General features: G+C 72.4%; 9 protein-coding genes. 7 read left to right on the top strand and 2 right to left on the bottom strand.

Translation table 11 applies throughout. The annotated features are described in order from the left end of the window. Nucleotides 1–57 precede the first annotated feature (57 nt). From AWQ71_RS08530 to AWQ71_RS08510, 5 genes are all read left to right on the top strand, one after another. Nucleotides 58–1,011, top strand: coding sequence for a lysylphosphatidylglycerol synthase transmembrane domain-containing protein (locus AWQ71_RS08530; protein ID WP_067129386.1), 954 nt, complete (start codon nucleotides 58–60; stop codon nucleotides 1,009–1,011). A gap of 372 nt (nucleotides 1,012–1,383) precedes the next feature. After that, a complete protein-coding gene (manB, locus tag AWQ71_RS08525; protein WP_245658182.1) occupies nucleotides 1,384–2,487 on the top strand; it encodes a mannose-1-phosphate guanylyltransferase in 1,104 nt (367 codons plus the stop codon). Between the two features lie 171 nt (nucleotides 2,488–2,658). Further along, nucleotides 2,659–3,627, top strand: a complete 969-nt coding sequence (locus AWQ71_RS08520) for a DNA-3-methyladenine glycosylase family protein (protein ID WP_067130353.1) — start codon at nucleotides 2,659–2,661, stop codon at nucleotides 3,625–3,627. 320 nt (nucleotides 3,628–3,947) lie between these two features. Next, a complete protein-coding gene (locus tag AWQ71_RS08515) occupies nucleotides 3,948–6,548 on the top strand; it encodes a bifunctional FO biosynthesis protein CofGH (RefSeq protein ID WP_084258703.1) in 2,601 nt (866 codons plus the stop codon). A gap of 175 nt (nucleotides 6,549–6,723) precedes the next feature. Beyond that, complete coding sequence (locus tag AWQ71_RS08510) at nucleotides 6,724–8,409, top strand: substrate-binding domain-containing protein (protein ID WP_245658181.1); 1,686 nt, start codon at nucleotides 6,724–6,726, stop codon at nucleotides 8,407–8,409. An 18-nt stretch (nucleotides 8,410–8,427) separates the two neighbouring features. On the opposite strand, the gene AWQ71_RS08505 is transcribed toward AWQ71_RS08510, so the two are convergent. Continuing rightward, nucleotides 8,428–9,735: a coenzyme F420-0:L-glutamate ligase gene (locus AWQ71_RS08505; RefSeq protein WP_245658180.1), complete on the bottom strand. Its 1,308-nt coding sequence runs from the start codon at nucleotides 9,733–9,735 to the stop codon at nucleotides 8,428–8,430. Further along, nucleotides 9,732–10,688: a 2-phospho-L-lactate transferase gene (gene cofD / locus AWQ71_RS08500; protein ID WP_067129380.1), complete on the bottom strand. Its 957-nt coding sequence runs from the start codon at nucleotides 10,686–10,688 to the stop codon at nucleotides 9,732–9,734. The genes AWQ71_RS08505 and cofD overlap by 4 nt, the downstream gene beginning before the upstream one ends. A 168-nt stretch (nucleotides 10,689–10,856) precedes the next feature. Between cofD and AWQ71_RS08495 the strand changes: the two genes are divergently transcribed. Beyond that, on the top strand, nucleotides 10,857–12,872 hold the full coding sequence (locus AWQ71_RS08495) for a hypothetical protein (RefSeq protein WP_157570247.1): 2,016 nt from the start codon (nucleotides 10,857–10,859) through the stop codon (nucleotides 12,870–12,872). 192 nt (nucleotides 12,873–13,064) lie between these two features. Then, on the top strand, nucleotides 13,065–13,322 hold the full coding sequence (locus AWQ71_RS08490) for a WhiB family transcriptional regulator (protein ID WP_061253439.1): 258 nt from the start codon (nucleotides 13,065–13,067) through the stop codon (nucleotides 13,320–13,322). Nucleotides 13,323–13,352 lie beyond the last annotated feature (30 nt).

Here is a 13,352-nt window from a genome sequence, read left to right as displayed (position 1 = left end):
CCTTCGGGACGCGTTCGTCGTCGGCGCGGCGATGCGGGGCGTGCGGGGGGAGAGCCGGTGAGCGGGCGCAAGGCGCTGCGGCTGCTCTTCCTGGCCGTCGCGCTGGGCTTCGGCGTGTGGGCGGTGGCCAGCCGGTGGACCGAGGTGTCCGAGGGGTTCGCCCGGCTGTCGTGGCTGGAACTCGGCGGCTCGCTGCTCGCCGTGATCGCCGCGCTGGGCTGCGGCATGATGATGTGGCGCGCACTGCTCGCCGATCTCGGCTCGCCGCTGGCGTTCCCGCACGCCGCCAAGATCTTCTTCGTCGGCCAGCTGGGGAAGTACATCCCGGGCTCGCTGTGGCCGGTGCTCGCGCAGATGGAGATGGGCCGCGACCACGGCGTCCCCCGGGCGCGCAGCGCGGCGGCCTTCTTCCTCACCTATCCCGTCTATCTGGGCAGCGGCCTCCTGACGGCCGGCGTGACCCTGCCGGTGCTCGCGGGCGGCTCCGTCGCCCGGTTCGCCTGGCTGCTGCTGCTGATCCCGGTGCTCGCGGCGGCCCTGCACCCGTCCGTCATCAACTGGTGCATCAACCGCGGGCTCCGGCTGCTGCGCCGGGCTCCGCTGGAGCGGCCGCTGACCCGCCGTGGCGTGCTGGTCGCCTGCGGCTGGGCCTTCGGCGGCTGGGCGGCGTACGGCACGCATCTCGCGCTGATCGTCCACGGGCTCGGGGCGTCGGGCCCACAGGCGGCGCTGCTCAGCGTCGGCGCGTTCGCCCTGGCCTGGTCCCTTGGCTTCATCGTGGTGATCGCCCCGGCCGGCGTGGGGGTGCGCGAGGTCGCGATGGTCGCCGCGCTGGCACCCGTGCTCAGCCAGGACGCCGCGATCGCCGCGACGCTCTGCTCGCGGCTGATCGTCTCCGTGGGCGACCTCGTGTGCGCCGGTCTCGCCGGCCTGTCCGCACGCCGGTCGGCCCCTGCCGTACCGGTCGAGTCACCCGCCGGATCGTTGCGCGGCGACCAGCCGAAGGACTGACCACGCGTCCCGGAGGATTGAGGTGGCCACGATGTCGCCGCGGATGTCGCTCCACTTAGGAAAGTTCGTCATCGGTCCTTCTCCTCCGCCTCGCGTTCTTTGCGCTATTCCCCGTGCGGATTTTCGGCCCGGGGATGGCCGGGCGGGTACCAGCCCGACCAGTCTCCGGCCTGGGGCCGGTCTGGCGCTCGGGTACTGCGGCGGCCGACTTCGCTGGGACGGATGAAAGTGATCCCGGCCACCCTGCCGTTGTGGCCGATTGCGCGATTCGCGGCATTTGCCTGGCCAGCGGAATTCCCTGCACAGGTCTCAGGTCGGGCACATCTGGTTTCGTCAGGGCGTCCTCCGGATCGTTAGGCTAACCTCGCCAATGTGAGGACGAGCTGTTTGCCGGAGTCGGCCCATTATGAGGCGATTCTTCTGGTTGGAGGCCAAGGTACGCGTTTGCGGCCCTTGACGCTTTTTACGCCGAAGCCATTGCTGCCGACCGCCGGGGTTCCGTTCCTCGCGCACCAACTGGCGAAGGCTCGCTCGTTCGGGGTGCGCCGGATCGTGTTCGCCACCTCCTACCGCGCCTCGATGTTCGCCGAGGCCTTCGGCGACGGCTCCGGCCTTGGGCTGGAGATCGTCTACATGACCGAGGAGACGCCGCTCGGCACCGGCGGCGCGATCCGCAACGCGGCCGAGGCGCTCACCTGCGGAGCGGACGACCCCGTGCTGGTGCTCAACGGCGACATCCTCTCCGGGCACGACATGTCCGACCAGATCAGGATGCACGTCGAACGCGGCGCCGCCGCCACGCTCCACCTGACCGAGGTGGACGACCCGTCCCGGTTCGGCTGTGTGCCGACCGACGCCGACGGCCGTGTCACCGCGTTCCTGGAGAAGACCCCCAATCCGGTCACCAACCGGATCAACGCCGGGTGCTACGTGTTCCAGCGCTCGGTCATCGACACGATCCCGGCCGGGCAGGTCGTCTCAGTGGAGCGGGAGACGTTCCCCGGGCTGATCGAGGCGGGCGAGCTGGTCCTCGGCTACTCGGACGCGTCGTACTGGCTGGACGTGGGCACCCCGGCCGCCTTCGTCCAGGGGTCCGCCGACCTCGTGCTGGGCCGGCTGGAGTCGCCCGCCCTGCCGGGCCCGGTGGGCGAGGTCCTCCTGCTGGACGGAGCGAACGTCTCGTCCGAGGCCAAGGTCGGCGGCGGCACGGTCGTGGGCGCCGGGGTCACGGTCGAGGCCGGGGCCACCGTCCAGGGCAGCGTCCTCGGCGACGGGGCAGTGGTGGAGCCGGGGGCGACCGTCATCGACTCGATCATCGGTCCCGGGGCCCGGGTCTCCACGGGCGCGGTGCTCCGCGATGTGGTCGTCGGCGACGGGGCCGTGATCGGCGCGGGCAACGAGCTCGCCGCCGGCGCCCGCATCTGGCCCGGCGTGACGCTGGACGAGTGCTCGGTGCGGTTCTCCAGCGACATCTGACGTCCGTCCGGGCCTCCCCGCGAGTCCCCGGGGCGGCAGGCAGGCGCGCGCCATCCCCGGCGTCCTGTCGTCATCGGGACGCCGCCGCGTCTTGAACGGCCCGCCGCACCGGTCCCGGGATCGGCGGGTACCCGTCGGCGACTACGTTGAGACGGTGTGGTGGCGGGAGCGATGACGAGCACGGCGGTGAGAGAGCGGGAACGCCGGTGGCGGCCCGCGGGCGCCCTCGACCTGGTCCTGACGCTGTCGCCGCACCCGCACGGCGGCGGGGACCCGGCCTGGCGCCGCGCTCCCGACGGCGCGTTCTGGCGGACCTGCCGCACTCCTGACGGCCCCGGCACGCTGCGCGTCACCGCCTCGGCCGGAGAGGTCCTGGGCCAGGCCTGGGGTCCGGGCGCGGAGTGGCTGCTCGACACCTTGCCCTCGTTGCTCGGGGCGGACGACGACGTCGCGGCTTTCGCCGACGTGCTGGCGCGGGCGGCGTCATCGGGCGCGGCGCGTACGGCCGCCTATGTCACCGAGCTGGCCGCCAGAAACCCGGGCCTGCGCGTCGGCCGGTCGCTGCGCGTCTTCGAGGCGCTGGTCCCCGCCGTGCTCGAACAGAAGGTCGTCGGCATGGAGGCGTGGCGGGCCTGGCGGTGGCTCATGCGCCGGTACGGCGAGGCCGCGCCCGGCCCCGCGCCCGAGGGCATGGTGGTCATCCCGCCGCCAGAGGTGTGGCGCCGGATCCCGTCCTGGGACTGGCACCGCGCCGGGGCCGAGGCCGTACGCGCGCGGACGATCGTGAACGCGGCGCGGTACGCGGCCCGGCTGGAGGCGACGGCCACGGCGCCGTCCGGCGGGTGCGCCGAGGCGGACCGCCTGCTGCGGGCGCTTCCGGGGATCGGGGTGTGGACGTCGGCGGAGGTCCGCCAGCGCGCCCACGGCGACCCCGACGCGCCCAGCGTGGGGGACTTCCATCTGGCGGGCCACGTGGGCTACGCGCTCACCGGGCAGAAGGTGGACGACGCCGCCATGCTGGAGCTCCTGGAGCCGTTCCGGGGGCAGCGCCACCGGGTGGCGTGGTTGATCGCGCTCGGCGCTCCACGGCCGCCGGCGCGCGGCCCGCGGATGTCGGTGCGCGACTACCGGTCGTTCTGACCGTCCACGGCGGCCGAGGTCCGCGGACAGCCCATCAGCCGAGCTTCCAGTCGCGGCCGTCCCGGGTGTCGGCGCCGAGGAACGGGGCGAGCGCCGCGACGGCGATTATGAAGGCGATGACGAACCAGCTCATGGCGGACTCCTTGCGAGGGGACGGCCGAACCGGTGGCGGCTCGGTGGCGTTGGGTGATGCCTCAAGTATGTGTCCGTGCATCTATTCACGTCTATTGAAAAGTTCTCCGCCTATCTCTTAAGGGATGCTGAATCGATGATCGCCCCCGCCGGGTGCCGCCGCCGGGGCGCGCCGTAATGTGCAGCCCATGAGCGCGAACCCCACGGACGCCGCGCTGCGGCGCGCACTGGCTCGGGCGCGGGACGGCAAGGCCCTCGACGTCACCGAGACCGTCGTCCTGCTACAGGCCCGAGGCGATCACCTGGAGACCTTGCTCGACCACGCCGCACGGGTCAGGGACGCCGGGCTGGCGGCCGTGGGCCGCTCGGGGGTCGTCACCTACAGCAGGAAGGTCTTCATCCCGCTGACCCGGCTGTGCCGGGACCGCTGCGGCTACTGCACGTTCGCGACCGCGCCGCACAAGCTCGACAGCCCCTTCCTGCCGCCGGACGAGGTGCTGGAGATCGCCCGCCAGGGTGCGGCGCTGGGCTGCAAGGAGGCCCTCTTCACGCTGGGAGACCGCCCGGAGGACCGCTGGCACCAGGCGCGCGAGTGGCTGGACGCGCACGGCTACGACGACACCCTGTCGTACGTGCGGGCCATGGCGGTGCGGGTGCTGGAGGAGACCGGGCTGCTGCCGCACCTCAACCCCGGTGTGATGACGTGGCGGGACCTCCAGCGGCTCAAGCCGGTCTCCCCGTCCATGGGGATGATGCTGGAGACCACGTCCGAGCGGCTCTTCGCCGAGAAAGGCCAGGCGCACTACGGCTCGCCCGACAAGGATCCGGCCGTACGGCTGCGGGTGCTGGAGGACGCCGGGCGCACCAACGTGCCGTTCACCACCGGCATCCTGATCGGCATCGGTGAGACGGTTCAGGACCGCGCCGAGTCGATCTTCGCGATCCGCCGCGTCGCCAGGGAGTACGGCGGCATCCAGGAGGTGATCGTCCAGAACTTCCGCGCCAAGCCGGACACGGCGATGCGCGGCATGCCGGACGCCGACCTGCGGGAGCTCGCCGCGACGATCGCCGTGGCCCGGCTCGTGCTCGGCCCCAAGGTCAGGATCCAGGCGCCGCCGAATCTGGTGGACGACGAGTACGCCCTGATGATCCGCGCGGGCATCGACGACTGGGGCGGCATCTCACCGCTCACGCCCGATCACGTGAACCCCGAACGCCCGTGGCCCCAGATCGACGATCTCGCCGCGCGTACGGCGGCCGCCGGGTTCGAGCTCAAGGAACGGCTCACGATATATCCGGAATATGTGGCGGCTGGGGAGCCGTGGCTCGACCCCCGGCTGCGTGAGCACGTCGCCGCCCTGGCCGACCCCCGTACCGGCCTGGCCCGGGAGGACGTGACACCGGAGGGGCGGCCCTGGCAGGAGCCCGACGGCGGCTTCCAGGCCGCGGCGGCGAGCAGCGGCCGCGCCGACCTGCACGTCGCGATCGACTCCGAGGGGCGGACGGCCGACCGCCGGGCCGACTTCGACAGCGTCTACGGCGACTGGGACGCCCTCCGCGCCCGGCTGCCCCGCCCCGCGACCACCGGCCGGGTGGCCGCCGAGGTACGGGAGGCGCTGCGCGTCGCGGAGCGCGACCCGGCCGCGCTGACCGACGAGCAGGCGCTGGCCCTGCTCGGCCTGGCCGGGGACCAGAACGGCGTGGGCGCGGACGACGCGGGCCTCGACGAGCTGACCCGGATCGCGGACGGCCTGCGCCGCGAGGCGGTGGGCGACGACGTCACCTACGTCGTCAACCGCAACATCAACTTCACCAACGTCTGCTACACCGGGTGCCGGTTCTGCGCCTTCGCGCAGCGCCGTACGGACGCCGACGCCTTCACGCTGTCGCTCTCCGAGGTGGCCGACCGGGCGGCCGAGGCGTGGGACGCGGGCGCCACCGAGGTCTGCATGCAGGGCGGGATCCACCCCGACCTGCCCGGAACCGCGTACTTCGACATCGCCCGCGCGGTCAAGGAGCGCTGCCCGGACATCCACGTCCACGCTTTCTCGCCGATGGAGGTCGTCAACGGCGCCGCCCGGACGAACCTGTCCATCGCCGAGTGGCTGCACGCGGCCAAGGAGGCGGGGGTGGACTCGCTGCCGGGGACCGCCGCCGAGATCCTCGACGACGACGTCCGCTGGGTGCTGACCAAGGGCAAGCTTCCGGCCGCCGAGTGGATCGAGGTGATCACCACCGCGCACCGGGTCGGCATCCCGACGACCTCGACCATGATGTACGGCCACGTCGACACGCACGAGCACTGGGTCCGCCACATCCGCCTCATCCGCGACATCCAGGAGGAGACGGGCGGCTTCCGCGAGTTCGTGCTGCTGCCGTTCGTACATCACAGCGCCCCGATCTACCTCGCCGGGATCGCGCGCCCCGGGCCCACCGCGCGCGAGAACCGCGCCGTCCACGCCCTGGCCCGGATCATGCTGCACGGCGCGATCCCGAACATCCAGTGCTCGTGGGTCAAGCTCCGCGACGACCTGTGCCGCTCGGTGCTCGCCGGAGGCGTCAACGACCTCGGCGGCACCCTGATGGAGGAGACCATCAGCCGGATGGCCGGTTCGGAGAACGGCTCCTACAAGACCATCAGCGAGATCGCCGCGATGGTCGCCCCCACGGGCCGCCCGCTGCGACAGCGGACCACGGAGTACGGCGTGCCGACCCCGGAGCGGATCGTCGCGGCCGAGCGCAGCGACGGCGTGTGCCAGAGCGTCAGGAGGACCCTGCCGGTCCTGTGACCGTTCTTATAACAAGTTCTACAAATTCCCCGTCGAGGGGCTTGCGCCCCGCACCGGGCGGCTAGGCACAATCGTGATCCCTTGCCTGAGAGGGGTCATGCCCGTGCCGTACGGACGTCACCGCGCCGCGACATCCGCTGACCAGCCGCGCCCTCCCATGCGGAGGCGCCTTCTCATGGCGGGCGCGGGGACGGCGCTTCTGCTGGTGGGAGTGGCCGTGCGCTTCGTGGGCGCGGCGCCCGGAACGTGTTCTGTCCGCGACCCGGTCGTGGTCGCGGTGGCCGCCGCGGTGGACATCGCGCCGCCCGTCATGGAGGCGGCCCGGCTGTTCAACGACAGCGGGGCCGAGGTGGACGGGCGGTGCGTCAAGGTCCAGGTGGCCGAGCAGCCGCCGGCGCCCGTGCTGCGCACCCTGATCGGCGACCGCGCGGGGGTCCTGCCGCGCCGTCCGGACGGCTGGATCGCCGACTCCTCGGCCTGGGTGCGGCTGGCTCGCAAGCAGGGCGCGCAGGGAGTCGCGCCGGGGGAGACGGTCGTCGCCACGTCTCCGCTGGTGTTCGCCACCAGCCGGCCGCTCGCGCACCGGTTCGCGGCCGGAGGCACGGCGATGAGCTGGGACATGCTCTTCCCCGCCACCGTACGGGGCCGGTTGGAGCCCACGGAGCGCGAGCCCGACGTGGTCCGCGTCCCCGACCCCTCGGTCTCCGGCGCGGGCATCGCCGCCGTCGCCGCGGCCCGGGACATCGTCGGGACGGGGCCGGACGCGGGCAAGCAGCTCACAGCCTTCGTGCGGATGGCGCAGGCGGGCTCCGCCCCCGACTACCGGAGCATGCTCGGCGCCGTCGACGCCCCTGGCTTCTGGGCGCGCCCGGTCGTGGTCGTCCCCGAGCAGTCGGTGTGGGCGCACAACCAGATGGCGGGCGCCGCGCCCGCCGTCGCCCTCCACCCCAAGGAGGGCACGATCACCCTCGACTATCCGTACGTCGTGACCTCGGCGGAGCCGGACCGGTCGGCGGGGTCGCGGCTGTTCGCGAGCTGGCTGCGCTCGGCCGAGACGCAGGAGGCCATGCGCCGCGACGGCTTCCGCACGGCGGACGGCAGGGAGCCGCCGTTCCCGGTCGGCCCGGACATCCCGGCGGACGCGCCCGACCCGCGCCCCTCGATCACCCCGGAGGTCATCGACGAGGCGCTGGAGGCCTGGAGCAGGCTGGCGCCGCCGACCAGGATCCTGGTCCTCGCCGACGTCTCCAAGGAGACCGCGGAGCCGATCAGGGCGGGCGGCCAGACCCGGCTCGACGTGGCGATCGAGGCCGCCAAGATCGGCATCCGGATGTTCCCGGACGAGACCTCCATCGGGGTGTGGGAGTTCGCCCGGCACATCGCCGGACGGGCGGACAAACGCGAGCTGGTCAGTCTCGGCTCGATCGCCAGGCCCGACTCGGGACAGGAGATCCGCAGGACCAGCCTGTTCCGGATCGCGGACGGCATCCGCGCGCTCCCCGGCCGGACCAGCTCCCTGTACGACTCGATCCTGGCCGGCTTCCGCGAGGTGTCCGGGGACTACGACCCGCTGATGAACAACTCGCTGCTCCTGCTCACCGCGGGAAAGGACGACGGGGAGGGCCTCTCCCGGGCCGAGCTGGTCAAGGCGCTGCGCGCGGAGTGGGACCCCGAGCGGCCGGTGCAGATCATCGTGGTCGCCTTCGGCGCGGGCGCCGACAGGAACGCGCTGAACGAGATCGTCTCGGTCACCAACGGCCAGCTCTACGTGGCCGAGCAGCCGGGCCAGATCATCGACGTCTTCCTCTCGGCGCTGGCCCGGCGGCTGTGCCATCCGACCTGCCCGGGTTCGGCGGGCTGAGCCCGGGCGGCGCGGCCGTCAGCGGGTGACCACGAAGTCGGCGGCGTCCCGCGGCGGCCGGTCCCTGGGCGGCGCCGCGGCGTGGCCGATGGCGACCGCGCCCATCGGGTCCCAGCTCTCCGGAAGGCCGAGCACCTCGCGTACGGCCGGCCGGCAGAACATGGTGGACGACACCCAGGCCGAACCGAGGCCCTCCACCGCGAGCTGGACCAGGAAGTTCTGCACACCCGCGCCGGCCGCGACGACGAACATCTCGCGCTCGGCGGCGTTCCTGCGCGCGTCCGGATAGGTGTGCGACCCGTCCATCACCAGGCACGGAACGGCCAGGTAGGGGGCGTTCCTGAGCACGTCACCCCGCCTGGTCCGCCGGGCGATCGACTCCTCGGAGAAGCCGTCGCCGCGCAGGTCGGCGATCCAGGCGTCCCGCATCGCGTCCAGCAGCGCCGTACGCGCCTCGGGCGTCTCGACGAGCACGAACCGCCACGGGGTCGTGTGGTGCGGCGCGGGGGCGGCGACGGCCGCGGCCACCGCCCGCCGGACCGCCTCCGGATCCACCGGGGCGGCGGAGAACTCCCGGATCGTCCGGCGGGCGAAGACCACGTCGGCGGAGCCGTACCGGAACATGTCCTCGTCCGGAGGGCGGACCAGGACGCGTGCCCCCGGGCCGTCCTCGCTCGTCACGAGGTGGCCGAGCCCGCGCACGACGGCGACCGGCACTCCGGCGAGCTTGCCCTTGGCCAGCTCGGCCGCCGCCGCGATCTCGTCGAGCAGCGCGGTCACCGTCGCCCGAAGCGGGTTCCCGTACGCGTCGGTCGCGCCCCGGAAGTCGTCCATCGGCCGCACCCCGGCCGCGCCGATCGCCACGTCGGTCAGCCCGTGCCGCCAGGGGCGCCCGAAGGTGTCGGAGACGATCACACCTACGTCGGCGCCGGACCGGGCCCGCACGCCCTTCCTGATCCGCCGCGCCGAGGCGTCGGAGTCCTCAGGCAGCAGCAGGATCGTGCCGAGCTCGGTGTTCGAGGCGTCCACCCCGGCCGCCGCCATCACGAACCCGTGCCGGGTCTGGCTGATGACCGTGTCGCCGCGCCGGGCGACCACCCGCGCGGTCTCCTCCATGATCGCCTCGGTACGGCTGTCGCCCCGCCGGGCCCGGCCCTCCGCCTTGCTCACGATCTTGGATGTCACGACGAGGATGTCGCCGTCGGCCAGGTCGGGCACGGCGTCCGCCACCAGGGCGGCGATGTCGTCACCCGGCCGGATCTCGGGCAGGCCGGGGACGCCGGTGATCGTGACGCGGGACACGACGCCGTCCTCGCCCGCGGTCACGAGGCGAGCCCGCGGGCGAGCGTGAGCGCGGCGGCGGCGATGTCCCTGGTGGCCTCGGGGGAGTCCATGAGGAGGGGACACGCCTCGACGGCCACGCCGTAAAGGGAGACGGCCTTGTCCTCCTCTGCCACGAGCCAGCCGTCGACCAGGTCCGAGCCGTACAGCTCCAGGACGGCCTGGGCGCTCGTCTCGACCCCGATGGCGGTCAGGCAGGCGTCGGCCATGCCGCGCACCGGCGCGCCGCCGATGATCGGGGAGACGCCGACGACGGTCTTCTCGCAGAGGGCGGACCTGATGCCGGGGATCTGGAGGATCGTGCCGATGCTCACCACCGGGTTGGACGGCGGAAGGATCACGAAGTCGGCCTCGCGTACGGCGTCGAGCACGCCGGGAGCCGGGCTCGCCTCGTCCGCGCCCACGAGGGCGATCTGGCGGGCCGGGATCGAGGCGCGCAGCCGCACCCACCACTCCTGGAAGTGGATGGCGCGCCTGCCCTGCTCGTCCTCGACGACGACGTGGGTCTCGACCCGGTCGTCGGTCATGGGGAGCAGCCGTACACCGGGCTGCCAGCGCGCGCACAGCGCCTCGGTGACCTGCGACAGGGGATAGCCCGCGGCGAGCATCTGGGTGCGGATGATGTGGGTCGCGAAGTCGCGGTCGCCCAGCCCGAACCACTGGGGCTCCATGCCGTAGGCGGCCAGCTCCTCCTTGACGGTGAACGTCTCGCCGGTGCGGCCCCAGCCCTGCTCCTCGTTGATGCCGCCGCCGAGGGTGTACATCACGGTGTCGAGATCCGGGCAGACCCGGAGGCCGAACAGGGTGATGTCGTCTCCGGTGTTGCCGATGACGGTGATCTCGGCGGGCTCTTCGGGGGCGGCTTCGACACAGGCCGCCTTGAGGCCGCGGAGGAAACGGGCGCCGCCGATCCCGCCGGCGAGGCAAACGATGCGCATGCGGCCAGTCTCGCACTCGGCTGGTCGACGGCGGCACCGGCCTCATATGAGGCGAAATGTGACGTAGACAACACTTGTAATAGGATGCGGTTCTTGCGTCTACCGACACCAAAGTCGCTCTTGTGCGAAACTTCCCCGAGTGTCTTTTGGAAGGCGTTGGGGGTAGTGGTGCTCAGGGTTGATACCGGACGGCTGCGCGAGCCTGCCGCATGGATCATGCTGGCGGTGGTCGCCACCAACGTCCTCCTCGGCGTCGTCCACCTCTTCTTCGGGTCGGCGTCGTTCACGATGCGGGCCATCGCTTATCTGTCGGCGTTCGTGAGCCCCCTGAACACGGCGCTGGCCGCGGGCGCGGTGCTGTTGGTGACCCGGGCCGGTGATCCGACCGCGCGGGCCCGGCTGGTCAACCTCGGCACCATGGCCCTGCTCGGCCTGGCCACCCTGCTCGGCCTGGTCGCCACGATCGTCGGGTTCTTCGCCGGCGGGTCGTTCGGTGACAAGATCGAGTACCTGATCCTGGCGCTGCCCCAGGTCGCACTCGCCGCCGTCGGGATGCTGTTCGCCCGGAGCTCCATCGGCGCCGACGTGCCGCGCAGAGGGACGGCCCGCTCCGAGGAGCGGTTCCGCGGCTTCCCCGAGGAGGGCTTCGGCGGCTACAACCCGCAGCAGGCGCTCCAGGCCCCCCAGATTCAGCCCGTCTCGCCGGTGCAGCCGGCCCAGGGCGGCGGCGCGCAGGCGAGCCCCTCCTTCGCGCCCACCCAGCTGGAGCAGGTGTACAACCCCGGGCAGGACTCGTCCTTCGGCCACCCGCAGGATGGCGGATTCGGTCAGGGTCAGGACTCGTCTTTCGGCCACCCGCAGGATGGCGGATTCGGTCAGGGTCAGGACTCGTCTTTCGGCCACCCGCAAGACGGCGGGTTCGGCCAGGCCCAGGACTCGTCCTTCGGCCAGCAGGAATCCCCGTACGGCCGGCCGCAGCACGACCAGCAGCCCTTCGCCGCCGCGGCCGCCGGGCCGGGCTCCCCCGCCTCCCCGGTCCAGAGCCCCTCGCCCGCCGAGCCGTACGCGCCGGGGCAGGGCTACCAGGACGGGTACGCGCAGGGTACCCAGGGCTTCCCCCAGCAGGACGCCCAGCCCGCCGGCCAGTTCGGCGCCCAGGGCTACGGCTCCGACTCCCCGGCGTACGCCTCCGAGCCCTCGGCCGCCGCGGTCGTGCCGTACGGCGCCCAGCAGCCTTCCCAGCAGCAGGCGCCCCACCAGCCCGGGCCCGCCCAGCCCCAGCCGGTGCAGCCGATCCAGCCCGTCCAGCCGGTTCCGCCCGTCCAGCAGGCGCAGCCCGCTCCGCAGGCGTTCCAGCAGCAGACCGGCGGCTACTCCCAGCCGCCGCAGGGTCCGATGTTCGACCAGCACGGCTACGCCGGGCAGCAGGGCGAGGGGGCGGGCTACGGCGCCTTCGGGTCCCGGCAGGACGGCCCCCCGTTCCCGCCGGCGCCCCAGGCCGAGACGCCCGGCTACGCCAACCAGGGATACGCCGACCAGGGCTTCGGCCAGCCCGGCTACCCGGCCGCCGAGCAGGCCCAGCCGTACCAGCAGGAGTCCTACGGCCACCCGGCCGAGCAGTACGGCCAGCAGGGCCAGCAGGCCGAGCAGCAGTACGGTCAGCAGGGGCAGCAGGGGCAGCAGGGTCAGGGGGCGTTCTCCGGCTACCAGGGCGGCCACTTCGGCGGCCAGGGGGCCGACCAGGGCTCCTCGTTCGAGCAGCCGGCCACGGCCTTCGACCCGTCCCGGCCGTACGAGCCGGGCGTGGACCCGAGGGAGCAGCAGCTCGCCGCGGCCTACCAGCAGGCGCAGAACTACCAGCAGCACTCCCAGCCGGTGGACTACGCCGGTTCCCAGACCGCACCCCAGGACTATCCGGACTCCTACTACGACAACCCGCTCGGACACGCCCAGACGCCCGAGCCCTCCCGATACTCCGCCCCGAGCGACCAGACCATGCGTTTCGACGCCAACCTCTATCAGGGGGATCCGCTCAGTGGGCCGTCGCGTCGCGAGGACACCATCGATCCGACCGCGATCTACGCTCCCGAGCGGTCGCAGGCAAAGCTTGAGGAAGGTGTGAGCACAGAGCAGGCAGGTCACGGATCTGACCCGCAGGCCCCCTGGTACGGTTCCCAACGCTGATAGGGCTAACACAAGGGTCGCGAAACCGGGGCAAGCTGGTCTTTCCCCGGGTATCGGTATGCCGCTTGACGCCACACGCGAGACGCGCGTGTAATTACAGTCATGTTGTTACGCCTTCCAATAACTGGGTAACCAGGAAGGCGTTCCATGGGGGGCTCCATTGTGGGCTGGCGAGCGACAGGGAGGTGTGCAATGGCCGACCAGGTCATGGCACAGGCGCTCGACGGTGAGGATCTTGGGTGGCAAGAGCGTGCGTTGTGCGCTCAGACCGACCCGGAAGCGTTCTTTCCGGAGAAGGGTGGCTCCACCCGAGAGGCCAAGAAGGTGTGCCGCTCGTGCGAGGTGAGAGCGGAGTGCCTTGAGTACGCGCTCGAACACGACGAGCGGTTCGGCATCTGGGGCGGGCTGTCGGAGCGGGAACGGCGCCGGATCAAGCGCCAGGCGGTGTGATTCGGCGGGGCCACGCGATCGGCGCGTGGC

It is taken from the genome of Microtetraspora malaysiensis, assembly GCF_001528665.1.
Taxonomy (GTDB): Bacteria; Actinomycetota; Actinomycetes; order Streptosporangiales; family Streptosporangiaceae; genus Microtetraspora_A; species Microtetraspora_A malaysiensis.
The sequence above is the reverse complement of the archived record's forward strand: the minus strand, read 5'-3'. Positions and strand labels throughout refer to the sequence as shown.

What these genes read in the sequence shown, in the direction of transcription:
- AWQ71_RS08515 (WP_084258703.1), top strand. Translation starts at nt 3,948, where the DNA reads ATGAGCGCGAACCCCACGGACGCCGCGCTGCGGCGCGCACTGGCTCGG.
- AWQ71_RS08520 (WP_067130353.1), top strand. Translation starts at nt 2,659, where the DNA reads ATGACGAGCACGGCGGTGAGAGAGCGGGAACGCCGGTGGCGGCCCGCG.
- AWQ71_RS08510 (WP_245658181.1), top strand. Translation starts at nt 6,724, where the DNA reads ATGGCGGGCGCGGGGACGGCGCTTCTGCTGGTGGGAGTGGCCGTGCGC.
- AWQ71_RS08490 (WP_061253439.1), top strand. Translation starts at nt 13,065, where the DNA reads ATGGCCGACCAGGTCATGGCACAGGCGCTCGACGGTGAGGATCTTGGG.
- cofD (WP_067129380.1), bottom strand. Translation starts at nt 10,688, where the DNA reads ATGCGCATCGTTTGCCTCGCCGGCGGGATCGGCGGCGCCCGTTTCCTC.